Here is a 24,916-nt window from a genome sequence, read left to right on the forward strand (position 1 = left end):
TCACACGATGGCCTTGCGGCGCCAAGACTGCGCTGTCGCAGCCTCAGCGCAGCCGAGGGAGCAGCCTGTGCGCCCGTTCATTGAGCGCTGGCGCGCAACAGCGCACCCTGCACGCCTATGAGTACGCTGCAGGAAATGCTGGGCACCAGCCTGCCGGACACGCTGTTGATCATCGATCGCCAAGGCGTGGTGTTGGATGCGTGCGCTGGCACGGACGGGTTTCTGTTCGACGCCAGCCCATGTGGTCGTCATCTATCGGACTTCTGGCCGACGGAGGCGGGCGAGGCGATCCAGCGCGAAGCTCGCAAGGTGCTTAAGTCACGTCGACCACAGTCGGCGCGCCTGACCCTGCCGGGCGCCGACGGGCAGGATCTGGAGTGCGAGGCACGCTTCAGAGCCCACGGTCGAACAACGGTCCTGGTGGTGCTCCGCGCGGCCGACAGCCTGCGCGAAGAGGCGACAGTGGTCGGCCTGGCCAGCACCAGCGTCGATCATGACACGGAGACCGGCCTTCGCACTCGCCACTGGCTCACCGCGCGCGCGATCGACTGTTTCAACGACGCGCGCCTGCGCGAGGACTCGGTGGCGATGGTGGTCATTGAGTTTCCGCAGCTCGACACGATCAACGCCTCCTTCGGCCGCGACGTAAGTGTGAAAATTCTGCAGCTGGCCTCCGATCGCATCGGCGCCCGCATTAGGCGCCGGCGCGACCAGAGCGAACGCGACGAGATCGCCCTGCTCGCGCGCGACGCAATCGGCCTGGTGGTGCCCGGGGTGACCGGCGCCTCTCAGGTCACGCCACTAGCCGAGCGCATCAGCGAGACCCTGGCCGCCCCCTTTGCCGTGGAGGGTCGCGAGTTTGCGGTGAAGTGCGGTATCGGTATCTCCCTGTTCCCTCGCGACGGCAACGACGCGGAGGTGCTGCTGCAAAACGCCTACGCCGCCCTGCACGATCGCACGGGCCAATTCCGTGCGCGACCCGCCTTTTACAGCGACACCATGCCGCAACGCAGCCTGTCCCGCCTCGACGTGCAGGATGAGCTGCGCATGGCCATCGAACAGGGGCAACTGAAGTTGCGCCATTCGCCGGTGGTCAATGCCGCCTCGGGGGAGATCCTCGCAGTGCAGGTGCGCCCCGTACTCGAGTCTCCCATGCGCGGGGAGATCGGCTCCTCGCGCCTGATCAGCTTCGCCGAGTCGACCGGTCTGTCGGCGCTGCTGTTGCAGCGGACGCTGGAGCTCGCCCTGTCGAGCGTGCCGGAAGTACTGGGTAATGAGCTGGTCGACAGTGCGGTGATCCGCTTTCAAGCCCAGATCGGTCAGCTCAGCGAGGAGCTACCGAATCTGCTCAAAGCGCAGTGTCGCGAGCGCGGCATCGCACCGGAGCAGATATGTGTCACGGCCCCTGAGCGGGCGGTAATGCGCGGCGACACGGCCGCCACGCTAGTGGGCCTCGCGCGCCTCGGAGTGCAGGTGATGCTGCGTGAGTTCGGCGCCGAACGGATTCGCTTGACCGATTTGGCCGCCCAGCCATTTCGCGGGGTGGAGCTGTCGAACGCCCTCGTGCAACAGCTGCGCAGTCAATCCGGGCAGCGCATGTGCAACGCCGTCGCGCGCTTCGTCCACGCCCTCGATATGAAGGTCGGCGCCACATCGGTGGACAACTCCGACGAAGTCACCCTGCTCACGCGCTACGGGTGTGACGAGGTGGCAGGGCCACTGTTCGGAGAGGATCTCAGCGCAGATGATCTGGCAGAGCTCCTCGCCCTGCAGCGCCGCGGGATCGTCCGCTACTACAACCAGTAGCCGCCTGCACGGGCCGTCCCCAGGCGGACTTGCGCCGAGCAGCGAACGGCGACGACACTTCGGACTCGGCAGCCACAATGCGGGCAGTAATGCGCACGATTGAGACGCTCATGGAGCAGCACGCACACCATGGCGAGGTACAGTGGATCGGCTTGCGCACGCGTCGACGGGGTCCGGTGGAGGTCGTATCCGAAGCGGCGATCGGTGCGAGTGGCTTGGTCGGCGACCGACGCCAACGCCCAGGTAAGCGTGCGGTCACGCTCTTTCAATGGGAACACCTGCCGGTGATCGCCGCACTCAGCGCGATGGCATCGATCGACCCCGCCCTACTGCGACGAAATATCGGTGTCAGTGGACTGCAGCTGCTCGCGCTGCGCAATCGCCCGTTTCGCTTAGGATCAGCGATTCTGGTCGGCACGGGCCTCTGCGCCCCCTGTTCCTACATGGAGGAGGCGCTAGGAAAGGGAGGCTACAACGCCGTGCGTGGGCACGGCGGAATCTGCGCCCGCGTGATGCGGGAGGGCGAGTTTGCGCGCGGAGATGCGCTGGTACCACTATGCGCCAACGAGGCCCAAGCCCTGGGCCAGGAGCCCACGTGAAGGTCACCGCCATCGTGACGGCGCGCTCGGTCAGGCGACGGTGCGGCGGCTCATCGCCGCTCAAAGGCCACGCACCGCTAGCCCTGGTGCTGTTCAGTGCCTTTGTGAGTGCCACACAGGCCACGGAGCCTTCCATGTCTGCTGCGGCGCAAGTCGTTGCGATAGGCAACGACTACGTGGCCGCTAGGCTCGACGCCCTACCCGAACTCGTCTACTTGGGACTGGGGGGCAGGGACGCCGAATCTCGAGTCGATCACGGCGCGCTCGCGGACAACTCCCCCGAGGGCTTGGCGCGTGGACGGCAGCTGGAGGACACCCTCCTCGCTCGCTTGGATACGATTGAAGCCGAGGCCCTGCGGAAGGAGTCTACTAGTGCGTGGGTGCTCTGGGTGAGTCTCCGCGAGCAGCTCGACGCAGCGCGCGCCCTACGGGTCTGCCGCGGTGAGCTGTGGAGCCTAAACCACATGAGCGGCTGGCAAACACTGTACCCGCGGGTCGCCCGTGGACAGCCCCTCGCCAGTGCTGCCGATCGCTCGGCTGCCTTGCGTCGGTGGTCGGGTTTTCCTGCCTACATCGCGGCACAGGAGAGCTGGCTGCGCCGCGGCCTAGACGCTGGCTACAGCGTGCCCGTGAGCGTGGTCGATCGCGTACTCGGGCAGCTCGACCGACTGCTTACCGCGAAACCGGAAGACTCGGCACTCGCCGCCTTCGCAACCCGAAGCGAGAACGCACCGTACCGCACGCAAGCACTGGCCCTGCTCAGGGATCGCATCCTGCCCGCCGTAAGGCGCCACCGCGACTTTCTCTCGGCCCACTACCGCCCTCGCGCCCGCACCACGCTCGGCATCGACGCCCTGCCCGAAGGCGAGCGGTGCTACGGCGCGTGGCTGCGCCACTACACCACCCTACCCATCAGTGCGCAGGCGATGTTCGCGCGGGGCTCAGCTGCCGTAAGCGCCAATCGACAAGCTGTGATCGACGCCGGCGCGATCGCCTACGACTCCAACGACGTGGGTGAGATCATCCACCGCAACAACGTAGCACCGAACAATAGATTTAGCTCACGGGAGGAGTTCATCGCCTACGCCGGGCAGACGGCGAGCGCTGCCCGCGATAAAATCAACCCCTACTTTACATCCCTGCCGAAGCAGCACGCGAGGGTAGCGCCCTACGCTGAATACCTGGCGGGCTCTGGACAGAGCTCGCGCTACGAACGAAGCGCAAAGGTGTCGATCCCAGCCACCTTCCGCATCGCCACAGACGGCTGGGAGCGGGCGACCCGAGGCTCCACCCAGGTGCTGGCGGTGCACGAGGTGTGGCCGGGCCATCACCTGCAGATCGCCACCGCCAACGAACGTCTCCACCTGCACCCCGCCGTCTCCATGACCGCCAACGCCGCCTATCTCGAGGGTTGGGCACGCTACGCGGAGGCGCTCGCCGAGGAGGCGGGTGTCTACGATGTCTTCGCGAAGATCACGCGGCGCGCCTGGCCCGCGCGCGGCATGGTGGTCGATCCAGGCATTCACGTGTTCGGCTGGAGTCGAGCGCGTGCGGTCGCCTTTCTCCGTGAGTCTGGCCGCTTCGCCGGCGAGCAGGCCGACGTCATGATCGATCGCATCGCCGTACTGCCTGGACAACTGACCGCCTACGATACGGGCGCGCTGGAGATCACCGCCCTGCGTCAGGAAGCGGAGCAAGCCCTGGGTGAGCAGTTCGCCTTGCCCGCCTTCCACGACGCCGTCCTCAGCCACGGTGTTCTGCCGCTCGCCGCCCTGCGCGGCGAGGTGCAACGGTGGGTCGGCGCCCAGGCGCACGAGCACGGCAACGTGCAACCATGACAGCACAAGTCGCCCCCGGTGATGCCATCGCAGTCTCAGCCCACCCTTCCCGTTGACGCCGACTCTGCCTTGAATCAGGCTGGTCCGGTGTTGCCCAACCAACCAGAGGAGACGGCGCTCGTGAGCAAGCTGTACGCAGATGAACATCGCGCCCTGCAAGATCGGTTCGACAGCCGGCGCATGGCAGACCTGATGGAAGGCGGTCTCGTGCATGACGCCTTAACCGACCAAGAGCAGGCCTACATCGCCACCCGAGATATGTTCTTCCTGTCCACGATCGATCCCCATGGCCGACCGACCGTATCCTACAAGGGAGGGAATCCAGGCTTCGTGCGTATCGTCGATCCTGCTACCCTCGCCTTCCCCTGCTACGACGGCAACGGCATGTTCTACTCCATGGGCAATCTCGCCCGCACCGCCAAGGTGGGCTTGCTGTTCATCGATTTCGAGACGCCACACCGCCTGCGCGTTCAAGGTGGTGCACATATCGTTGATGAGTCTCCCATCCTACGAGAGTTTCCGGAGGCGCAGTTCATGGTGCAGGTGAGTATCGAGGAGATCTGGGTGAACTGTCCGCGCTACATTCACCCGCACAAGCGCGTTGAGACGTCCCGCTACGTGCCGCAGGAAGGGCAACCCACCCCGATACCCGCTTGGAAGCGCATCGACTTCGTCCAGGAGGCCCTACCGACCCAGGATCAGGGCAAAGCCGAGGAGGCGGGAGGGTTGATCGAGCAGGAGGAGTACGAGGCATTGGTCGGTAAGGGCGAAGCTTGAGCTAAGTGAAGCTCGCCAGCATGTGCCTCCGGCCGCCCTCCCCGCAGCCCTAGCCTGCGTCGCCGCCTCACGAGCGGAAGTGGCGCCGGCAGGCTCCAGGCCTTGGGCTAGGCACGCCTTTACGTTTCTTTCCGTTCGCTGGCGGTGATTTACGCCCGCTCCCGTATCGTGGCTCCCTCAGTTACATGCACCAGGGAGCTCCCTCATGACACGCCTACTCTTCACACTAGCCCTTGCCTTAGCGGCCGCGATCAGCTCAGCGCAACCCACGCAGACCCAGCAGGACGAACTTCAGCAGCGGCTGTCGAACGTTGCCGAGCGCCTCGAACTGACCGACGAACAGAAGGTGCAGATCGAGCCGATCATCACCGAGAGCTTCGCCCGGCAGCAGCAGGTCCTCGCCAAGTACGGCATCGATCCGGGCGCCTCTGGCAGCAGTCGCAGCCGACCGAGTCCTCGCACGATGCGCAAGCTTCGCAGCGACATGCAGGGCGTTCGTAGCAGCACCCGCGAACAACTCGACGGCATCCTGAGCGATGCCCAGATGCAGGAGTACGCCCGCCTGCAGGAGGAGATGCAAGCGCAGATGCGCAGCAAGGTCCGAGGAAGTCGCTAGGTCATGGACAGCACTGCTAGGCTCGTCTCCGGCAGTATTGTGCTGGCGCTTGTCCTAGCGGAGTGCCTGCGGGCGTTGGGCACTAAGCGCCGCGCCTATCGTACTCGTGAGGTTCTCTGCAGTGGATCCATCGCCCCAATCAATGCTGTGATGAAGCCGCTGACCCTCGCCCGGAGCTTCTTCCTGATGCAGTGGGCGCATCGCAGAGCCACCCACATGTGGCGCCGTGTTTTTGCTCACCTTCGTGGCAACGGGCTTCGCCTACTATTGGTTTCATCGCTGGAGTCAGAACTGGCTGGCGCTGCGGGCGACCCACCGCGTGCACCACTCGAGTGCCTGGATGAACCTCACCACGGCAGTGCGATTGTCCTGGCTCGGCAAAGCCTTGGCGCCGCTCTACTTCGTGCCGCTTGCCGTGCCAGGGCTGCCGGCGCAGTGCATCGCCCTCTCCCTCGGCATCACTCTGCTGTACCAGTTCCCGCTGCACACCCAGGCGATCGCACCCCTGGGTGCCTTGGAGGGCAAGTTGCTCAACACACCTTCCGCGCACAGCGTTCACCATGGCCGCAACGCCCGCGACCTCGATCGCCACTTACGCGGGCGTCTTCATCCTCTGGGACGTACTGTTCGGCACCTACGAAGCGGAGACGGAACCGGTGCACTACGGGGTCACCACGGGTTTCATCAGTCTCAACCCCCTGCGCGTGCACTGGGAACCGCTCAGGATTGCTGGCGGTGCCACCGCAGGACCATCGCCGACGTTGACGATGACCTGCGGAAAGCCGACCGTGTAGCGCATGGCTGAACTCAGCGAAAGGACGCCCAACGTGTTGCCCGACCTACCCGTGACGCAAGAGATCAAAGTCCTCCTCGTGGATGACGACGCCGAGTTCGCTCAGCTCGTCGACGAGTACCTCGCTGCCGAGGGCGGCTTTGCGGTCACCGCCCGCGGTGACGGCGAAGCCGGCGCACGCAGCGCCCTGACCGGCACCTTCGATGTGATACTCCTCGACGTCGGCCTGCCGAAGCAAAATGGCTTCTCGGTCTTAAAGCTGATCCGCGAGCAGATCGGCACGCCAGTCATCATGCTGACCGCACGAGGGGATGACCTGGATCGCATCTTGGGCCTGGAGATCGGCGCGGACGACTACCTGGCCAAGCCCTGCAATCTGCGCGAGCTGGCCGCCCGCATACGCGCGATCCTGCGCCGCACGCGAGGGGGCAGCTCGGGCGATGGCCAGACAGAGTCGGGGCGCGCGATCATCGGTGATCTCACGGTGGAGACAGGCTCACGTTCGGTCTACCGCGACGGGAAGCTCATCACCCTTACCGGCGCCGAGTACCTGGTTCTAGATGCGCTCCTAGCGCAGGCCGGCGACGTGGTGGACAAGGGCGCTATCGCCAAGCACGCCCTCGGCCGGCGCCTGCAGCCCTACGATCGCAGCGTCGATGTACATGTGGGTCACCTACGCAAGAAGCTAGGCCCCTTGAGTGATGGCCGCCAACGGATCAAAACCGTGCGCGGCCGTGGCTACCTCTACGTCGTTCTCAGCTGATGGCCTTCTACCAACGGATCATGATCGCCAGCTGGGGCATCTTCCTGCTCACCATGGCGATCGCCCTGAGCGCTGCGCACTTTGCGCCAAGGACCGATGAGAGCCCCTCCACGCAACGACTCGTCACACGTCTAGTGCAACAGGTGGCGCGAGATCTCAGCGCCGGTCTCGCTCAGGACCCCAGCAGCGCAGTTGAGCAGCTACTCACGCGCCAGAGCCTCGGCCTCTCGCCAATACTAGACATCTACGTGATCGACCCGCAGGGGCAGGACGTGCTCGCGCGCCCCCTGCCCCGACGCGTGGCTGAGGTGTACAAGGGAGAGCGCGCGCACAGCTCACCGGGACTGCACGTGAACACAGAAGGTCTGGCCGGTTACACCGTGATTGGGGATGACCAGCTCTTCCCCCTGGCGCAAGTGCTCGTACGCCCTGGGGGCAGATACTTCATACTCGGCGTTGCCTTGGTCGTGAGCGCCCTCATATCCGTGCTCCTCGCCCGCTTCATTGTCCTCCCCGTGCGCCGCATCCGTGAGGCGGGCCGCCGCGTCGCCGACGGTGATCTCTCGGTGCGCGTGGCGCATACGGTCGGAAATCGATCGGACGACATCGCGAGCCTGGCGCGGGATTTCGATCGCATGACCGAGCAGGTCGAGGGCTCACTGCTAGATCAGCAGCGCCTAATGCGCGACGTGTCACACGAGCTTCGCTCGCCCCTAGCGCGCTTGCTTGCGCTGATCTCCATCGCTCGCCAGCGCGCCGCCGTTGACGACAGCGCAAGTGCCACGCAACTAGACCGCATGGAGCACGAGCTCAACCGAGTGGACGAGCTCATCTCGAGCATCCTCGTCTTTGCCAAGCTGGATAGCGCTCAGCAGCTGCACAAGCAGCCCGTGGATTTGGTCGATCTACTGGAGAACGTAGTGGACGATGCAAGCCTCGAAGCCCACGCGCAGGGGAAGGAGGTGCAGCTCCTAACGAGCCCCGATCAGCTGGTAATGCCGCTGGACAGCGAAATCGCCAGCGCGTTCGAGAACGTCGTGCGCAACGCGGTACGCCACACACCGCCTGGATCACCGGTAGAGGTCGCGATCGCGCGCAGCGCCGACGGCGTCTGCGTAACGGTGGACGATCAGGGGACAGGCGTCCCTGCCGACGTGCTGCCGCAACTGTTCGCCCCTTTCTTCCGTGTGGAGGAAGGGCGTCGCACGCGATCGGGCAGTGGGGGTCTGGGCCTTGCGATCGCAGAGCGCAGCGTGCGTCTGCACGGGGGAGACATCGTCGCGGGCAATCGACCTGAGGGCGGGCTCAGGGTCACCATCACCCTACCCCTATCGGAATCCTAGATTACGGGAAGGTCAGGCGGCAGGATGCCGCCGCTCAAGGCAGCTGGGCGGCGATTCCTCGCCGCCAGTGGGACTGGCTCACGCGTTGCGACGCCGGCCTACGCCGAGCAGGCTAAGCAGACCCGCACCAAACAGCCAGGCCGCAGCCGGTAGTGGCACGGCCGACACCTGGAAGTCAAAGCTCCACCCGGTGAAGTCCTCGCCCGTCTGCTGGATCACGATGGAGTAGTCGCCCGGGCCCAGGGGGATCTCGAAGGGCCCACCGGTGAGCGAGTCGTTTGCCATCAGATCGAGGAAATCGCCCCCTATATCGGGTACTAACAGGACACCGCCCAGGAAGAAATCCAGGTTGTCCGTACCCGGAACCTCGCTGGTGATGCCCTCGCTGATCGCGATGTAACCCGTGTTGCCCGGCTCACCCGTATCGAGGTCGACGTAGTCGAGCAGGATAATGCGATCCAGCTGCTCGCCCGCCTCAATCGTGAAGGTGAGGAAGTCGCGGGTGTCGTCGGGACTGACCACGCTTCCGGTGACGATGTTCGAGCCTACGTCGAAGTCGATGAAAGTGGGCGTCTCGGGCTCCGTCGACAAATCGCCATCCACCGATTCGTCATAATTGGCGCCGAGCGCGTGCGTGGTAGCGAATATTCCGAGGGAAAGGGCGAGTGCTGATGGGAATCGCATGTTTCTTCCTTGATGTGTGCGACGAGTCGGAGTGTGCGGCGATTCGGCAAGGAGCGCAATATCGCGCCTCGCCAGACGCCGCTAGGCCTACGCTGGCCGAGGCCGCCCGTCGGCGAGACGGGCAACCCCCCAGACGGCTGCGTGCCGAGGTTTACTCGACGGCGCAGCCCGGACGCGTGCAGTTCTGAAATGCCTCGATGAGGTCGCGGCGGGTGATGAACCCGTTGCCGTCGACATCGCGCGGATCGTCCGGCCCGTCAGCGACGCTGTTGAGGGCGAGGAAGATCTCGCGCAGGTCTGCACGATCGACGTCCCCGTCCCCGTCAACATCACCCGGCAGGTCTCCCGGCGCAGCGGCGATTTGGAAAACGGTACCGGACAGGAAGTCAGCTCCGTAGAGCTCACCGCGCTCATCCTCACCGAAGGTCGTGAATAAGACGACATCGCGAGGCAGCACTTCGGTCTCCACCAGGTCACCTACCGGGCCTGATAGGGTGCGAATTGCAGAGTTGCAGAAGTCGGAGAAGAAGTACTGACCCTGAAGCGAGGGGTAGTCCTGACCACGGTAGACGAAACCGCCCGTGACCGAGCAGTTGCCGTTGGCGTGCGAGTAATCGAACACCGGCGCCACGTAGGTGCCATCGCAATCGTTGAGGTTGAACTCCGCGTTGCCTTCAAAGCAGCGCCAGCCGAAGTTCAGACCGCCGGCGCTGCCAGCCGCGATGAAGTCGATCTCCTCGAACGCATCCTGACCGACATCACCGATCCACAGATCACCGGTATCGCGATCGAAGGAAGCCCGCCAGGGATTGCGCAAGCCGAACACGTAAATCTCGTCACAGCCGGTACCGCCAACGCCGTCGGTAAACGCGTTCGACGGCGGGATCGAGTAGTTGGCGCCCGCGGCGAGGGTGCAGTCCGGGCCGTTGCCCGCGCCCGGCGGGGTGTCCACGTCGATGCGCAGTAGCTTGCCCATCAGCGTGTCGACGGTTTGCGCCCGGTTGTTCGGATCGCCACCGCTGCCGCCATCGCCGGAGGTGATGTACAGGTAGCCGTCGGGGCCGAACTTCACATCGCCGCCGTTGTGGTTGGAGAAGTCCTGCTCGAACTCGATCAGCACGAGCTCGCTGTTCGCGTCGGCGAGGTTGGGGTCTGCGGCACTGACGCTAAAGCGCGAAACGCGCGTGCGATCCAGGCCCGGGCCCGGATCCCACGTGTAGTTGACGTAGAAGAAGCCGTTCTCGGCGAAGTTCGGGTGGAAGGCCAAACCCAACAAGCCCTCCTCACTGTTATTGAACTTCACGCGTGACTCGATATCGAGAAAGTCAGTGGCTGGCACGTCGCCGTTAGCGTCGATCAGGCGGATCTTGCCGCGCTGCTCGACCACGAAGAGGCGTTCGTCGCCGGCGCTCGCGAGCGCGACCGGCGAGTTAAAGCCGCTCGCGACGGGCAGCAGCTCTATCGAAGCGGTGGCGGTGGCATTCCATGCGAGCGCGCTACCGATGAGAAGCCCGGCGAGCAGGGACGACGGGCGAGCGTTGCGAGTGAACATTGCGAGTTGACTCCTTGTCTTATGGTTTGCCTGGGACCCTACCACGAGCTACCGCGTAGCGACATATCTTCCGTTCGGTCCGGTGTGACCTTCCGCAGACGGCGTAGCGCCTGACCAGGGAACACTACCGCGATGCGGCAAGGCGAAGGCACGGCCGTCGACTGTAGAAGACCGTTCAGTAGGACATATGGCCTTATGATAGGAGCCGCTGTCCTCGCACCATCTCGGGCTCACCAAACGATGACTACGCCCTTCCAAATCGTCGATGTCTTCTCCGAGCGCGCTTTCGCCGGCAACCCCGTGGCAGTGGTGTTCACCGATGCGTCGCTGAGCACCGACACGATGCAGCGCATCACCCGCTGGCTGAACCTGTCGGAAACCTGCTTCGTGCTGCCGACCACGGTGGCCGAAGCCGACTATCGCGTGCGCATCTTCACCCTGGAGCGGGAGCTGCCCTTCGCGGGTCATCCCACGCTGGGCACGGCCCATGCCTGGCTGCGCGCCGGCGGCGTCCCTCAGAGCGAACGTGACATCGTGCAGGAGTGCGGGGCTGGCCTCGTCCGGCTGCGCCGCGAGGCCAAGGGTCACCTGAGTTTCGCAGCGCCACCCCTGGAGCGCTCAGGGCCTTTGGAGCCGGCCGAGGTCGCGCAGATCGTGCAGGTGCTAGGCATCTCGATGGACGCCGTGGTCGATGCCGCCTGGTGCGACAACGGCCCAGGTTGGGCAGGCGTGCTGTTGCCTACCGCCGAGGACGTGCTGGCCTTGAAACCGGCAAACGCCCACCCGACACGCATCGATATCGGCGTGGTCGGGCCCTGCGCGGATGATCGACCGGAAGCCCTCGAGCTAAGGGCGTTCTTCAGTGATCATACGGGCGCCCTGCGCGAGGACCCGGTCACAGGCAGCCTCAACGCATCCATCGCCCAGTGGTTGGTGGGCAGCGGTCGCCTCGAGGCACCGTACACCGCGCGCCAGGGCACGGCGATCGGATATGAAGGCCGCATTCACATTACGGCCGACGACGGCGATCAGCTGTGGGTCGGCGGCGCTACGCACACCCGCTTCGAGGGTGAGACCCACCTCGCCTAGTGGGCCCTCAAGTGCCGCAGAAGGTCTGCCGCACTTCCTCGCTGGGGCTAGGCGCTAGCGCGAGGTGTGCGTGGGCATCTCGCCAAGTGAAGGGGTCGCGCGCCACCTGCAGCAACTCGTCGAGCCGCGAGTAGTCCTGGTCATCGTAGGCCGCGCGGATTGCGTACTCCACCTGGTGATTGCGGGGGATGAAGGCCGGGTTCACCCGCTTCATCGCCACCTGGCGCAAATCATCCCCCTGGGGCTCTGCACGCAGACGGACTCGCCAGTCCAGGAGCCAGCTGTCGATGGCCTTGGCACTCACGAATTCCGCACGAAGCGCATCATCCTTCCCATCCACGGCGTCTCCAGGCAGCGCGCTTAGGGCGCGAAGCGTGCGCGTGAAGTCCGCACGCCCCTGCTCCATGGCCTCGAGCAGATCGCTGATCAACGCCTGATCCTCCGCCCGCTCTAGGACCAACCCTAGCTTGGCCCGCCATCCCGCCACCAGGCGGGCACCGAGCTCCCTGACGTAGCCGTCCAGCACTTCTTCTACCGCCCCAATCGCCCGCTTCTCATCGTCATCGATCAGGGGCAACAGGGTGTCGGCTAGACGACCGAGATTCCAGGCGCCGATGACGGGCTGATTCGAATAGGCGTAGCGTCCGCGATGGTCGATGGAACTAAAGACCTTGTTCGCCGCGTAGGCATCGAGGAACGCACAGGGACCGAAGTCGATGGTCTCGCCCGCAATCGAGACGTTGTCCGTGTTCATGACGCCGTGAATGAAGCCCACGAGCTGCCAGTGGGCGATGAGTTCTGCCTGGCGCTGGCAGACGGCCTCGAACAGCCCTAGCGCTGGCCGCGGGTGATCTTCCAGCGTTGGGTAGTGACGCTTGATCACGTAGTCCATTAGCGTGCGCAGCGCCGCATGATCCTGACGGGCCGAGAAGTACTGGAAGGTGCCGATACGCACGTGCGACTTCGCCACCCGCACAAGCACACCGCCGGGCTCGGGCCCCTGCTGGCGAAGCACCGTATCGCCCGTGCGCACGATCGCCAGGGCGCCCGTGGTGGGAATTCCAAGGCCCGCCATGAACTCGCTCACCACGTACTCGCGAATGACGGGACCTAAGGCGGAGCGGCCATCGCCGCCGCGCGAGAAGACCGTGGCCCCGGAGCCCTTTAGATGCACGTCGTAGCGCGTGCCGTCGCTGGCCAGAAACTCGCCGAGGAGCACGGCGCGACCGTCGCCGAGCTGCGGATTGAAATGGCCGAACTGATGGCCCGCGTAGGCCATGGCAAGCGGTTCAGCGCCCGGCGCGAGCGCGGCGCCGGCAAGGGCAGCAGCGCCCTCGTGAGAACGCAGGTCGGCCCCGTCGAGCGTACCGAGCGCGCTGATCAGGCGCTCGTTTAGGCGCACGATGGACGGTGCAGGCACGCCACGTAAGGGCTGGCGCGCGTAGAAGTGCTCCGGCAGGCGGGCGTAGGTGTTGTCGAAGGGGATCATGGCAATGATGGTACGCGACCTTTTGGGACGCGCGCAGCTCGAACCCTAGCCTGCATCACTCGTGAGTCATCCAGGCTTACTGCCTTTGCTTCGCCACCCAAGCGACGTGGCGGACAATTGCCTCATCCGCCCGCAGGGCATCCAGGGAAGCGAAGTCCTTGGCCAAACGCTTTTCGTCGTACAGATCGTGGATACCGTCGTGGCAAAGACGGCAGATATCGATCCCGAGATTTAGGAACTCGCGCGAATAGTGCTTGCGGTAGTACGGCCGGCGGTGGAGCTTGCGCGGAATGAGGTGATGAAACGTGAGCGGGCGCTCGCGTTCACAGAGCAGGCAGCGTCCGAACTTGCCGCGGCGGCGGCCCAGCTTGAGCAAGGTCGCGGGACCCTCAGCGCCTGGAGAGCTCGCGGCGGTGACGCGCGTCACCGCCGCGATGTCCCTAAGGCCCTAGGGCAGAGAGTCCACGCTGGTACCACGGCAAGAGGCGAGCTCCACCGCCTGCACGAAGCTGCCGCAGTTCGGCGCCGGCACGTTGAGGTCGCCGCCGAAGTTGCCGCTCCCATCCGCGGTGAAAACGTTCAGCACGTTGATGCCCTCCAGCCCCAAGGGCAGCCCGGGACAGGGGCTAGCCGCCGGCAACACGCGGGGGCGCAGGCCATCGCTGCGCAGCAGGATCACGCGCGCGCCCGGCGTGGCACCGGTGCCGTCGAAGTTGACGATGCCCGGGCAGTTACCGGTCGGATTCAGGGACAGGCCGAGGGAGCGGTTCTCCCAGAACTGGTTGGCCACGGCGCCAAAGCCGAACACGCCAGTACCATCCGCGCCAGTGATGTAGATATCGAGGTCCCCATCGAGGTCCATGTCGATCACGTCGGCGGACATGCGCTGGTAGGCGCCGTTGTCCGGGAACACCACGCCCGTGCCCGGGTCCGTCGCGTTGGTGAAGTTACCCGTGCCGTCGTTCACCCAGACCCGGATGTTGTCGTTGGGGTTGGTCACCACAGAGGTGCCAATGGCGTCTATGTCGCCGTCTAAGTCGATGTCCGCCAGCTCCACGTCGTAGGTGAACTGCTCGGCGCCGGGCAGCACGCGACGGGTAAAGTTGCCTGGGGCGAGCGGGTTGTTGATGAACACGACCGAGCTGAAGGAGCCGACGATGATGATGTCGTCGAGACCGTCGGCATTGAAGTCACCGGCGGAGCCCGCGAAACCCGTGGCATCGAGGAAGCCGTTGAATACGAAGTTGGGCACGGGCAGCTGACCATTGTGGCGGAACAGGGCGGCATCACCGCTCTCGTTCACCAGCACCACGTCCGGGAAGCCGTCGTCATTGAAGTCCGTGAAGAACGCGTCGTGCATGGAGCCACTCGGCGCACTGGCGGTAATCGTATTGCTGAAAGTCGTGCCGCCGCCGTTGATGTAAACCTGGCCACGGGTGCTGAAGCGAAAGGCCGCGAGCACGTCGACGAAGCCGTCGAAGTTTACGTCCCAGTGACCGATATCATCGGGCGACCCGCTCGGGAAGTCGGGGTTGGGGAACCAGTTGTTCGAGTCCTCGACGAAACGGCCCGGCACGCCGTTGAAGTTGTTCATCACCACGCGCACAAAGGTGTTCGCTTGGCTTGCGGCCTGCACCCAGTCGGGCAGGTCGTCGTTGTTGAGGTCGATGAAGTCAGCGTCGTAGGAGACCGCGTCGCCAACGAAGTTACCGCCAGGCAGCACGGTGGTTACGAAAGGACCGTCCGTGTCGGCGGCATTCACCGGTTCGAAGTTGATCGGCGTGAAGAAAAGGCCCAGGCGGTTGATGCGCAGCACCTCGTGGGTGCCATTGCCCTGGTTGTTGGAGTTGTTGTCGATGATGTCGGGGTAGCCGTCGCCGTTGATGTCTGCGACGTCCGCATCCTTGGTGCGCGCGGTGTTGAAGTTGCCGTCGCCCAAGAAACCGGAGACGTCGAAGTCATCGTCCAGGCGGGTCTTTTCGAACAGGTCGAAGGTGGCGCCGCCCGCGCTGATAATCTCCGCCGCGACGGGCGCGGACGTGCCGTCTGCCATTGTCACGCTCACCTGCACGCCGCCGAGGCTGACCGGGCCGTTGGTGCCGCCGGCCGGCACGCGGATGGAGATGTAGTCGTCGCGCCAGACGTAGGGCACACCGCCTGCGGTCACCGCACCACCGCCGGCCGCGGTGAAGGTGACCTGGCTGACGCCGGGTTGGTAGGTGCCGAACCCACTGCCGCGCAGCACGATGCGCTCATGCACGCGCTGGGCCGTGGGTGAAACGCTGTCGATAGCGGGCACGGCGAGAGCGCCCGCGCTAGCAAGTACGCTACCGAGCAGCGCAATGCTAGCAATCCTATTAGCAGTCATGAGTTGTGACCCCGATTTTCGTTATGTATAAAGGCGTAGTCGAGTCTAGCAGGCTTGAGTGTTGGAGGTGGTAGGAGCGGAAGCTAGCGCTCAAACAAAAAAGGGCCTCCCGAAGGAGGCCCCTTTCGCAGGTCGTCAGTAAGAGACTCTTTCTACTGCCAGGACGCCCCAGCGTCGCTGCGAACCGGAGCGAAGCCGCAGCCGCCTGGGAATACCGTGTACGGCTGATCGCTCTGGTAGGTAATACCAGTGGACAGACCGAACAGGTTGAACAGGCCGCTCACGCCGCCGCGGAAGACAAAGCTGAAGTCATCGAACCCAGCACACGCAAAGTTGCCCGGCGTGCCACAGGTGACTGCGCGAGCATTTTGCGTCAGCGCGATCACGCCCACGCCTTCAGCGCTGGCGCCACCGTCACAGAACAGATCCCATGCGCCACCGGACTCGCCGGCCTCGATGGTGATGCTGTCGCAGAAGTTGTCGAACGTAATGCAGTACGGGCCGATTTGTGCGTGGGCACCAGCGGAAAGCATCAGTGCGGCTAGTCCCAGAAGGATTCTCTTCATTGTGATCCCCGATTAGTTTTCATTTGAGGTTTGGTCCGGTAGCTCCCATGCCGCCGGTGACCCGAATGTAATCTGTAAATTCACGGAATAGAAGACCCACGAAGCATCGAATTCTGGTCAGTGGCAATGTGCGGTTGCGGCATTCGACCCGATGACACCGATGCCACCGGGGATTCGAGTGCGGGGACTTGAACAGAATCGAGACAGCATCTAGACATCTTGAATGGGCTCTCGACCCAATCCATTCCTTAGCCTGGCACTGCATCACACGCTCTTTCGCGGATACGGCACACCTGTGCGTTTGCGTTATGTATTGACTGCATTGCAGGGTGGCAATAATTTGGATTCACGCTTGGCGGATCGCGTGGCACCGAGACGCCCGGCGCGGTAGACATAAAGTGCTTCAACCGCTAACTAGGGTCTTCAGTAAACGATGAATACAACGACACGGTGGTGCGTTGCCGCGGCAGCGACACTCGCCTTTGGAGGGCCCCACGCGAGCGAGCGCGTGCAGTTCTCCGACGCCTCGGCGAGCTCCGGGCTCACCAGTTTTCAACACTTCTCCTACGGCTTCGGCGGCGACGGCCTCGCCGGTGCCGCATGGTTCGACTACAACAACGACGGTCTGCTCGACCTCTATCTCACCAACGGCAAGGACGCGACGGGCGAGGTCGCGGGCCGGGTCGGCTTCGACAACGCGCTGTTCGAAAACCAGGGCGACGGCACGTTTCTCAATGTGGCCGCCGTCAAGGGCGTGACCTCCGGTGCTGGCGACTCCGGCGCCATCGCGGCGGACATCGACAACGATGGCGATCAGGATCTGTTCCTTACGGGCGATGGCGGCATGCTCGGCGAAGATCCGCTCACGGGTATCCAGACCGTCGACACGGGCGTGCGCCTATACATCAACCAAGGCGCGCCGGACTACGCCTTCGTCGAAGCGGACAACGAGGCAGTGGGCCTCACGGGCTTTGAAACCACGATGAGCGCAGCCTTCGGCGACATCGACAGCGACGGCCGGCTCGACCTCTTCGTCACCGCCAGCGGCACCCGCGGCATCGGCTGCTCCCCGCCGAACGGCTGCTTCGATGACGACCCCACGATCCAGCTGCACAAGAGTCGTCTGTACCTCAACCGCTCGGCCGACGGCGAGATCCGCTTCCGCGACATCACCGACGCCTCCATCATCGGCGACACCCAATACGGTGCCCTGGCCACCGCCTTCTCCGACTACGATCGCGACGGCCGCATGGACCTGTTCGTGGTCAACGGCGTGCTCACGACCTTCGGACCAACGCCGGTGCAGCTGTACCACAATCGCGGCATCGACGCGGTGGGCCGCACGGTGCTGTTCGACGACATCACCAACGAGGTGGGCCTGGAAGCGCAAAGCGCGTGGATGTGCATCGCGGGCGCCGACTTCGATGGCGATCTCGGCATCGACTGGTTCATCACCAACACGGGCAACAGCCAGCGCCCCCACGCCCTCTACCACTGGTCCCAGCGCCAGGGACGCTACAACGACGTGGCGGAGCTCACGCAGCTGAACGGCCCCAGCCCTAGCCCGGCGGACTACTTCGGCTGGGGCGCCGTAGGCGAGGACTTCGACCTCGACGGGCGCGCGGACCTGTTCTTTGGCGGCAGCCCGCCGCCGCTCGAGGGAACGGGGCCAAACAACCCTGGCGTGCTGCTGATGAACGATCCGCCGACGCCGCTCTTCGTCGACTACACCGCGGACACCACCGTCGACATGTCCGACTGGTACACCTCGGGGGTCGCCGCGGCCGACTACGACAACGACGGCCGCGTGGACATCCTGGTCGCCACCGATAGCTGGGACGGCGACGGACGCTCTGCGCAGCTCACGGGCACGCCCGTGCTGCTACGCAACGAGACCGTCAACGACAACGCGTGGATCACCCTACGCCTGCAGGGCAACGGCATCGACACCAACCGCGATGCGGTCGGCGCGCGCGTGCTGCTGATCGTGGGTGAACCGCCGAACCGCACGATCCAGGTGCGGGAGATCTACGCAGGCTCGAGCTTCCTGTCGATGGACAGTCCCTGGATGACCTTCGGCCTCGGTGACATCGAGCCGGGCACGCGCATACTCGCCGCCATCGACTGGCCCAACGGGCCGCAGACCGCGGGCAACATCTGGGACGTGCGCGGGCCGCTCACACCGAATCAGATCGTGGATATCGTCCAGGACTGACGAGCACCAACGAAAGAGCCCCTCCCCGCCTGGTAGCGAGGAGGGGCTCGAAAGCGAGCGAGGCCCGCTTAGCTCAGCGGATGATGCGCAGCGGCTGGGACGCGAGAGCGATTTCCTGCTGCATACCGTTGATGCCCACCACCACGCGGTACTGACCCGGCACCACGATCGCCGGCAGCTCCAAGAAGCCGCGCTGCTGCACGCGATCGCCGAAGCGATACACCTGTGCGCGACTACGCTTGGACGCCAGCACGCGGCCGTCAGCCGTTTGCAGGCTTACCTCGAAAGGCACGCGCACCGTGTCCTTGCGGTTGTGCATGATGTCGAGGTCGAAGGCCACCACGGAGCCCGCCCGGGCGACGTTGCGGTCCAAGGCGATGTTGAGGGCGCAACCAGCCGGCTCATTGCCGCCGTAGGTGTGGATCACGGTGATCGTGTCCGACGCGCCGCCTGCCAGCGACACCGTGTACTCCGTACCGACGAAGCCGTCCGCGGGATCGGTGAAGCCGGGCGGGAAGGCACCCGAGTTGCCGTTGGTCTCGTAGCCGACGCCAGCGATATAGGTGCGCCAGCTGTCAGGAACGCCGAAGGCATCCCACACCTGCACGTCAGTACCAAAGCCGAAGGCAGGCGGTCCATCCGGCGGCTCGATGCCGTTCTTGCCACCGTAGTAGACATCGCCCGACGTGCCGCTCAGCGTCACGGCCGTGTCGCCGGGGGCATCCACTTCCTGCTGGTACACGTAGGTGCCTAGGTTGCCGCCGATGCCCATGGTGCCCACTTCGTCGTCGCCGAAATCGCCAGCCAGCCAGATCAGGTCACCATCGAAGGTGCGCACCATCTCGAAGGAGACCGCGTCGTCTGTGAGGTTGGTGATCGTGTAGTCCTGGCGCACGAGCGCCCGGTTGCCTTCAGACGCGGAGACCGTCTGCGTTAGATCGAAGCGCAGAAGGGTGCCCCCGCCGCGCACCTCGAACTGGCTTACGGCGGTGTCATCCACGCCGTCGCCGTTCGAGTCGCTCGACACGTTGGCGGAGGTGATCACGCTCGTCAGCGAGTCGTCGGGACCGAACACGTCCTGCCACGACTGAATGGTGGAGAGCAGTTCGCGCTTGCCCGCGTCGCGCTCGAAGTAAAAGAAGCCAGAGGTAAAGGCGACCGGCTGTAGATCGAAGCCCACCGGATTGAAGAAGTCCAAGAAGTCGAACTCGAAGGAGCCCCAGGAGCCGTATTCATCCGCTGAAATGCTGAGGTAGCCGTCCGCGTTCAAATCTGGCCCCGTTGCCAGCACTGCTGGAGCGGCAAGTGGGTTAGTCGTGCCAGGGCCAGCGCTGTTGCCGCCGCCTTCGTTGTAGTCCGCCAGTGCTGCTCCGGCGCCCAGCATCAATGTGGTGCCCAGTGCGACAGCACACGCGCGCGCGAGTGTCCTATTCATCTAGTGTCCCCTTGAAACAGGCAGGTGCGACCGTCTCCCTACGTTCGACCCCGCCTCATCGATATTAGTGGCACGGACCCATCCATCCTGGAATCGCGCGCCCTGACCTCCCTGTCAATCGGCACAGGCGAACGCCTGCGCTGATTGGACAGTGTCACACCGATGATTCGGCAAGGTAAAGCGTCGTTCGCGTGCTGCGCCCGCAGCACAGGCGAGATATGCGGCAGTGCGTGAGGTCAGAAATCGGTGCCACGGGGCGAACACCATCACCGGGCGAGTCGCCATCGCGTCGGAGGCGCTCGAGGCGAAATCGATGACAACATCCACAGGCACCTACCCCACATCATTGCTCTCCAATCCGAAGTTCACGGATTTTTTGAGTGATCCACGACAGTCGGAGGCGGGTCGCCGCCGCTCCCACCGGCGCTTGGGGGCTACAATGGCGACGCGGCGGGACGCGGCGGCACTGACGGGCGTGTCGAGCGCCGCTGCGTCGTGGGTGCGACGATTGGCGTACCACTGTCGCTACGGATCAAGGATGAACGACGCCTCGCAAGCCAACGGTTCGCCAGCGGACGCGCGCTTACTCAACGACGCCCTTGCCGGCGATCGTGCCCAGCTTAAGGCGCTGCTCGACCGACTCACGCCCATCGTGCAAGCGCGCGTAGCGCGCTGCCTGCTGCGCACCGGCCAGGCTCGTGACGTGCGCCGCGACGTCGAAGACCTCACGCAAGACGCACTGGTTGAGCTGTTCACCAATGACGCTCACGTGCTGAGGGCGTGGCGCGACGACGCCGGCCTCTCCCTGAACAACTACGTGGGCTTGGTCACGGAGCGTCGCACCATTTCCGCTATGCGCAGTGCCCGACGCAATCCCTGGCGCGAGCAGCAAGCCGACGAGGACGCGCCAGAGGCGGTCGACTCGACCCCAGCGGTGGAGCGGCGCGTACTCGCCGGTGATCTTCTCGAACGAATGCTCGGGCGCCTGCGCGAGAGCCTTACGCCCCTGGGCTTCCATCTGTTCGAGCTACTCTACGTGCAGGAGCTGGATACGCCCCAGGTGTGCGCTGCCACGGAGCTGTCACCAGAGGCGGTTTACGCCTGGCGAAGCCGCCTGCGCCGGGCCGCCCGACAGGTCCACGCGGAACTCATGTCAGATTCGTCCGACAGCGGGCGAAGTCCACCTCACTAGTACCAACCGCTCAGCCATGAACGAAGAAGACGATCTGTTGATCTCCCTGGCGACCCAACGACGCGAAGCCGATGCCGACTGGCAGTCGAACCTGGCGCGCCTGGGCCTCGAGGACGTGCTCCTCGAGAAGCACGCGGCGGGCCGGCTGACTGTTGAGGAGCGGTCACGGCTCGAGACGATCGCGCAGAGCAGCGAGGAGGCGAGTCGCATCGTCGAGGCTTACGCACCGTTCAGCGGTGAGCGCCAAAGCACCCTGCTCGAGCGGGTGACGGCGACGCTCGAAGACGGCTCGGCGGCGCCCGCCGCCGCGCGCGAGGAGACAACCAGCGCCAAGGTCACGCTGCTCACGCCGAGGGTGCAGCGCCGCGGTTGGCGCCCTGCCGTAGCGATTCCCTCCGCTTTGGCGGCAGGCCTGTTGCTCGCTGTGCTGTTGCCCACGCTACTCACCGGGCCCACGCCCAGCCAAGCGCTGCCTAGCTACGTGCTGCAGGTCGACGGTATGACAGCTGAGCTGCGCGCAGATCCAACCCAGGAGGTACGGATCACGCCGACCAGCCCTGCGCCCGTCGCCGTGGCGGTGGCGCCCGGCAACCAGCTACGCCTGCTGATGACACCGGGCACGCAAACCGAGGCGGCGGTGAGCACACGCCTGTACCTGCAGTCACCGTCCCAAGCCACCCCCACAGCCCTGAACCTCGATCCCGCCCTCGTGCGTACCGCGCCCAGCGGCGCCGTGCGCATCGAGGCCCGGGTGGGCGAGCAGCTGCCCCTGCCCGCGGGCGCATCCCGACTCTTCGTCGTCATTGGGCTTGAAGATGCGCTACCCACCGCCGCTAAGCTAACCGGGTTGATTGGTGAGTACGGAGGCATCGACGGCGAGTCCTGGCAGGCCTTCGCGCTGGACCTCACCCTGAGCGAGTAGCGAGCGACGTCGCCCATGCAAGGTTCAGCGCCCATCGCCCTGCTCCTGAGCACCGTCACCGCCCTAACCCTAGGGGCGTGCTCTCGCCAAGACACCCCGCCCGCCGCATCCTCCGATGCGTTGACCAACCTCCAGTGGCAGACGCCACTGTTCACCGGATGCGACAGCGTACTGGCGGGCCCTATCTGCCTGCTGAGCGAGGACACTCCCTTGCATCTGTGGCTCCCGCACGCGAGTGGGGAGCTGAAGATCGTCGGCGGTGAGGTCTTGGCCCAAAACACCGTCGACGGCGGCCAGTACCTGGAGATAATGCCCCAGCGACTGCCTGGCACCGTGACGCTCACGCCGACGCGGTCCAGCGCGCCGGGGCGAGCACGCTGGCGCTTCGATATCGCTAGCGGCAGCGCGATCGAACCCGTGCTGAGCAAAGGCAGAGCACTGCGGATGCAGCGTGATCACGAGCAGGCTATCGATGCGATTACCCCCCTGCTCGACGACGAGAGTCATCCGCGAAACGTCCTCGCCAAGGCCTACGCATCCCATTGGGCCGGTCAAGCACACTTGGCCGCAGGCGATGCCGACGGCGCCTTGACCCTGCTCCATCGGGCCATCGAGCACTACGCCCGAGTGGACCGTCCGGAGGCGCTCATCGACGGCGCGACGGTAGCCCTCTACCTGCATCTACAGCGCAGCGAGTTTGCCCAAGCGGGCGCCCTGCTCGAGCGCATTCGTCCGCGCGGCGCAGCGCTCGACAAGCTAGGCGGACGGGGTCGCTACCTCCTCGACTACTACACCGGCGCCCTCGCCAGCCACGTGGGCGACTACCGCAACGCCCTGACCCACTTGCAGCGTGCCGCGACGACGGCGAAGCGCCTCGAACTCCACGGCCATCAGCAGCTCGCCGAGCAGTGGTTGGCGCTGCAGCTGCAGGCAGTCGGTCGGCGCGAGGAAGCGGATCGGCTACTGGTCGCCCTTTCCTCCCGCTCGAGCTCACAAGCGGGCTCGTGCTCACGGGCGCAGCTCGCCAACAACATCGGCTGGAACCGACTCCTCGCCCTGGAATCTCGCCAAGCAGCACCCGACCCGGTACCTCCTCTGCGCGAAGCGCTCGCCGCCTACCAGGACCCGGCCTGTCAGCGGACGCGTGAGCAGCTTGCCAACGCTCGAATCAACCTGAGCCTCGCCTACCTGCACGCCGGCGACCTCGACGCTTCGGCTCGACTTCTCAACGCCCTGGGCGACGAGCCGGATCTGGCACCAGGGCTAGCCCTTTGGCTACACGATGCGCAGGGACGGGTTGCCCTGAGGCGCGATAACCCCAAGGCTGCCCTGCGCGCCTACGATGCCCTCGCTGCGCTCGCCCGTCGACGCTACGACGACCAGGCGCAATGGCGCGCGCAAGCGGGACGGGCGCAAGCGTTGGAGACGCTCGGTGAACTCCAAGGAGCGCTCGATGCCTACGCTCGGGCGGAAGCCTTGCTCGCCCTGCAGACCGTGCAGGTGCCGGTCAATGCGGGGCGAGAGACCTTCTTGACCCGCCACCGCTGGGTCACCCTCGCCTACCTGCGTTTGCTTATCGACCAGGGACAGCTCAGGCAGGCGTATGCCGTTGCCCGCGCGGCGCGCAGCCGTACCTTACGCAGCTTGCGCCGATCGGATCGCCTTGCGGCGCTCGATGAGGACGAGCGCGCGCAGTGGCAAGCGGCCATGTCCGCATACGTCCGCGCCCGCGACCAGTTGGCTGGCGAGGTGGCTGAGGACTGGATGCTGCCGGCCGACGCGCTAGCCCCGACGCGCGCCGCGCGCGAGACGCTCGCGATCGACCTACGCCGTACCCTCGATGGCGCATTCGCCGTGCTCGACCGCCTCCCCGGGCCCGAGGCAGGCGAAAAGCGCCTGCGCCCGCCGGGAGCAACTCAGCTGTTGTTCTTCTCGACCCACGAGGATGGCACTGACTACGCGCGGTGGCTCGCGTTCGCCGAGAGTGACGAGGGGCTAGAGGCGACGGAGATCGCGTGCCCACTCAAGGCCCTCGAGGATCCGCAAGGGCACGCTGACCTCTTGAGTGCCTGCTTGCTGGAACCGTTCGCATCCGCCATCGACGGGGCGCGGCAGCTCCGCCTACTCACCTCGGGCGTGCTCAACAATCTGGACGTCCACGCCTTGCCTTGGACCGACGCACCACTGCTCGCCCACGTGCCCGTGAGCTACGCGCTCGATACGGCCGCCTCGCCGACGCGGCCTGCAGCGCTATCCTTGCCCGCAGCGCTCGTAGTCGGCGACCCGCGCGGCGACCTACCGGCCGCGCGCCAGGAAGCGCACCGGGTGGCCACCCTGCTCACTCAGCAGCGGCCGCAGCCTCCCCACGTGCTCCTGGGCGGCGACGCCAACCTCCCTAGCCTGCGCGCGGCGCTGGAGCAGGCGGACCTATTCCACTACGCCGGCCACGCCATGTTCGGCGGCCGCGGAGGATGGGACAGCTCCCTACCACTCGCAGGCGATACCGCCTTTACGGTGGGGGACATCCTCGCCCTGCGCCGGGCCCCAACGCAGGTGGTGCTGTCTGGCTGTGAGACCGGGCGAGCGCAGGCAGACGCCGACGTGAGCCAAGGCATCGGCATCGCCCATGCGTTTCTTGCCGCGGGAAGTCACTCGGTCATTGCCGCCACTCGCCCGGTAGAAGATGACATCGCCAACGCCCTGGTCACTGCCCTTTACGAACGCTGGCGCCCTGGCGCCGACGTAGGCGAGTCCCTGCGCGAGGCGCAGCTCGCCCTGGCGCGCCAGGCGCCGGCAGCGGACTGGTTTAGCTTCCGACACATCACCCTATGAACACCGTCAACGCTCACACAGCGAATAACACCGGCCA

General features: G+C 65.2%; 20 protein-coding genes. 13 read left to right on the forward strand and 7 right to left on the reverse strand.

Going from position 1 to position 24,916, the window contains the following annotated elements; translation table 11 throughout:
* The first annotated feature begins 117 nt into the window (after window positions 1–117).
* The 8 genes from AAGA68_05210 (at window position 118) to AAGA68_05245 (ending at window position 8,535) form a co-directional block, all read left to right on the forward strand.
* On the forward strand, window positions 118–1,806 hold the full coding sequence (locus AAGA68_05210) for an EAL domain-containing protein (GenBank protein MEM9384438.1): 1,689 nt from the start codon (window positions 118–120) through the stop codon (window positions 1,804–1,806).
* An 89-nt stretch (window positions 1,807–1,895) separates the two neighbouring features.
* Complete coding sequence (locus AAGA68_05215) at window positions 1,896–2,405, forward strand: MOSC domain-containing protein (GenBank protein ID MEM9384439.1); 510 nt, start codon at window positions 1,896–1,898, stop codon at window positions 2,403–2,405.
* Window positions 2,402–4,243: a DUF885 domain-containing protein gene (locus AAGA68_05220; protein MEM9384440.1), complete on the forward strand. Its 1,842-nt coding sequence runs from the start codon at window positions 2,402–2,404 to the stop codon at window positions 4,241–4,243. Before AAGA68_05215 ends, AAGA68_05220 begins: the two co-directional genes overlap by 4 nt.
* Before the next feature lie 120 nt (window positions 4,244–4,363).
* On the forward strand, window positions 4,364–5,020 hold the full coding sequence (locus AAGA68_05225) for a pyridoxamine 5'-phosphate oxidase family protein (GenBank protein ID MEM9384441.1): 657 nt from the start codon (window positions 4,364–4,366) through the stop codon (window positions 5,018–5,020).
* Between the two features lie 205 nt (window positions 5,021–5,225).
* Entirely contained in the window at window positions 5,226–5,636 is a 411-nt protein-coding gene (locus tag AAGA68_05230; protein ID MEM9384442.1) for a hypothetical protein, read from the forward strand.
* Window positions 5,637–6,196: 560 nt separating this feature from the next.
* Window positions 6,197–6,430: a hypothetical protein gene (locus AAGA68_05235; GenBank protein MEM9384443.1), complete on the forward strand. Its 234-nt coding sequence runs from the start codon at window positions 6,197–6,199 to the stop codon at window positions 6,428–6,430.
* Between the two features lie 3 nt (window positions 6,431–6,433).
* Window positions 6,434–7,192: a response regulator transcription factor gene (locus AAGA68_05240; protein MEM9384444.1), complete on the forward strand. Its 759-nt coding sequence runs from the start codon at window positions 6,434–6,436 to the stop codon at window positions 7,190–7,192.
* A complete protein-coding gene (locus tag AAGA68_05245) occupies window positions 7,192–8,535 on the forward strand; it encodes an ATP-binding protein (GenBank protein ID MEM9384445.1) in 1,344 nt (447 codons plus the stop codon). The genes AAGA68_05240 and AAGA68_05245 overlap by 1 nt, the downstream gene beginning before the upstream one ends.
* Window positions 8,536–8,613: 78 nt before the next feature.
* Here the strand turns inward: AAGA68_05245 and AAGA68_05250 are convergent, their stop codons facing one another.
* Window positions 8,614–9,219 (reverse strand): VPLPA-CTERM sorting domain-containing protein, encoded by a 606-nt coding sequence (locus AAGA68_05250; GenBank protein MEM9384446.1) that lies wholly within the window; start codon window positions 9,217–9,219, stop codon window positions 8,614–8,616.
* Between the two features lie 151 nt (window positions 9,220–9,370).
* Window positions 9,371–10,771 carry a PQQ-dependent sugar dehydrogenase gene (locus AAGA68_05255; protein ID MEM9384447.1) on the reverse strand — a complete coding sequence of 467 codons (1,401 nt, stop codon included), beginning with the start codon at window positions 10,769–10,771 and terminating at the stop codon, window positions 9,371–9,373.
* 240 nt (window positions 10,772–11,011) lie between these two features.
* Between AAGA68_05255 and AAGA68_05260 the strand changes: the two genes are divergently transcribed.
* Entirely contained in the window at window positions 11,012–11,860 is an 849-nt protein-coding gene (locus tag AAGA68_05260; protein MEM9384448.1) for a PhzF family phenazine biosynthesis protein, read from the forward strand.
* Between the two features lie 7 nt (window positions 11,861–11,867).
* On the opposite strand, the gene AAGA68_05265 is transcribed toward AAGA68_05260, so the two are convergent.
* The 4 genes from AAGA68_05265 to AAGA68_05280 all read right to left on the reverse strand — a co-directional run bounded on the left by AAGA68_05265 (window position 11,868) and on the right by AAGA68_05280 (window position 16,283).
* Window positions 11,868–13,349 (reverse strand): YdiU family protein, encoded by a 1,482-nt coding sequence (locus AAGA68_05265; GenBank protein MEM9384449.1) that lies wholly within the window; start codon window positions 13,347–13,349, stop codon window positions 11,868–11,870.
* A gap of 76 nt (window positions 13,350–13,425) precedes the next feature.
* Window positions 13,426–13,776, reverse strand: coding sequence for a hypothetical protein (locus AAGA68_05270; protein MEM9384450.1), 351 nt, complete (start codon window positions 13,774–13,776; stop codon window positions 13,426–13,428).
* A gap of 21 nt (window positions 13,777–13,797) precedes the next feature.
* Complete coding sequence (locus tag AAGA68_05275; protein ID MEM9384451.1) at window positions 13,798–15,717, reverse strand: VCBS repeat-containing protein; 1,920 nt, start codon at window positions 15,715–15,717, stop codon at window positions 13,798–13,800.
* Window positions 15,718–15,869: 152 nt separating this feature from the next.
* The gene (locus tag AAGA68_05280) at window positions 15,870–16,283 is read right to left on the reverse strand and encodes a hypothetical protein (GenBank protein MEM9384452.1); all 414 of its coding nucleotides are present in this window, start codon (window positions 16,281–16,283) and stop codon (window positions 15,870–15,872) included.
* A gap of 433 nt (window positions 16,284–16,716) precedes the next feature.
* Here AAGA68_05280 and AAGA68_05285 point away from each other — a divergent pair, with 433 nt between their 5' ends.
* Window positions 16,717–18,498 carry a CRTAC1 family protein gene (locus tag AAGA68_05285; GenBank protein ID MEM9384453.1) on the forward strand — a complete coding sequence of 594 codons (1,782 nt, stop codon included), beginning with the start codon at window positions 16,717–16,719 and terminating at the stop codon, window positions 18,496–18,498.
* Between the two features lie 73 nt (window positions 18,499–18,571).
* On the opposite strand, the gene AAGA68_05290 is transcribed toward AAGA68_05285, so the two are convergent.
* Window positions 18,572–19,933: a hypothetical protein gene (locus AAGA68_05290; protein ID MEM9384454.1), complete on the reverse strand. Its 1,362-nt coding sequence runs from the start codon at window positions 19,931–19,933 to the stop codon at window positions 18,572–18,574.
* A gap of 538 nt (window positions 19,934–20,471) precedes the next feature.
* On the opposite strand from AAGA68_05290, the gene AAGA68_05295 reads away from it, so the two are divergent.
* Genes AAGA68_05295 through AAGA68_05305 form a run of 3 tightly spaced genes read left to right on the forward strand, consistent with a single transcriptional unit; the run spans window position 20,472 to window position 24,879 of the window.
* Entirely contained in the window at window positions 20,472–21,125 is a 654-nt protein-coding gene (locus AAGA68_05295) for a hypothetical protein (protein MEM9384455.1), read from the forward strand.
* Between the two features lie 16 nt (window positions 21,126–21,141).
* Complete coding sequence (locus AAGA68_05300) at window positions 21,142–22,047, forward strand: hypothetical protein (GenBank protein ID MEM9384456.1); 906 nt, start codon at window positions 21,142–21,144, stop codon at window positions 22,045–22,047.
* A gap of 15 nt (window positions 22,048–22,062) precedes the next feature.
* Complete coding sequence (locus AAGA68_05305; GenBank protein MEM9384457.1) at window positions 22,063–24,879, forward strand: CHAT domain-containing protein; 2,817 nt, start codon at window positions 22,063–22,065, stop codon at window positions 24,877–24,879.
* The last annotated feature ends 37 nt before the right edge of the window (window positions 24,880–24,916 follow it).

It is taken from the genome of Pseudomonadota bacterium, assembly GCA_039193195.1.
Taxonomy (GTDB): Bacteria; Pseudomonadota; Gammaproteobacteria; order Steroidobacterales; family JBCBZW01; genus JBCBZW01.

Coding starts and splice junctions, on each gene's coding strand:
- AAGA68_05210 (MEM9384438.1), top strand. CDS start 118: ATGAGTACGCTGCAGGAAATGCTGGGCACCAGCCTGCCGGACACGCTG.
- AAGA68_05215 (MEM9384439.1), top strand. CDS start 1,896: ATGCGCACGATTGAGACGCTCATGGAGCAGCACGCACACCATGGCGAG.
- AAGA68_05230 (MEM9384442.1), top strand. CDS start 5,226: ATGACACGCCTACTCTTCACACTAGCCCTTGCCTTAGCGGCCGCGATC.
- AAGA68_05235 (MEM9384443.1), top strand. CDS start 6,197: ATGGCCGCAACGCCCGCGACCTCGATCGCCACTTACGCGGGCGTCTTC.
- AAGA68_05240 (MEM9384444.1), top strand. CDS start 6,434: ATGGCTGAACTCAGCGAAAGGACGCCCAACGTGTTGCCCGACCTACCC.
- AAGA68_05245 (MEM9384445.1), top strand. CDS start 7,192: ATGGCCTTCTACCAACGGATCATGATCGCCAGCTGGGGCATCTTCCTG.
- AAGA68_05250 (MEM9384446.1), bottom strand. CDS start 9,219: ATGCGATTCCCATCAGCACTCGCCCTTTCCCTCGGAATATTCGCTACC.
- AAGA68_05255 (MEM9384447.1), bottom strand. CDS start 10,771: ATGTTCACTCGCAACGCTCGCCCGTCGTCCCTGCTCGCCGGGCTTCTC.
- AAGA68_05260 (MEM9384448.1), top strand. CDS start 11,012: ATGACTACGCCCTTCCAAATCGTCGATGTCTTCTCCGAGCGCGCTTTC.
- AAGA68_05265 (MEM9384449.1), bottom strand. CDS start 13,349: ATGATCCCCTTCGACAACACCTACGCCCGCCTGCCGGAGCACTTCTAC.
- AAGA68_05275 (MEM9384451.1), bottom strand. CDS start 15,717: ATGACTGCTAATAGGATTGCTAGCATTGCGCTGCTCGGTAGCGTACTT.
- AAGA68_05280 (MEM9384452.1), bottom strand. CDS start 16,283: ATGAAGAGAATCCTTCTGGGACTAGCCGCACTGATGCTTTCCGCTGGT.
- AAGA68_05285 (MEM9384453.1), top strand. CDS start 16,717: ATGAATACAACGACACGGTGGTGCGTTGCCGCGGCAGCGACACTCGCC.
- AAGA68_05290 (MEM9384454.1), bottom strand. CDS start 19,933: ATGAATAGGACACTCGCGCGCGCGTGTGCTGTCGCACTGGGCACCACA.
- AAGA68_05295 (MEM9384455.1), top strand. CDS start 20,472: ATGAACGACGCCTCGCAAGCCAACGGTTCGCCAGCGGACGCGCGCTTA.
- AAGA68_05300 (MEM9384456.1), top strand. CDS start 21,142: ATGAACGAAGAAGACGATCTGTTGATCTCCCTGGCGACCCAACGACGC.
- AAGA68_05305 (MEM9384457.1), top strand. CDS start 22,063: ATGCAAGGTTCAGCGCCCATCGCCCTGCTCCTGAGCACCGTCACCGCC.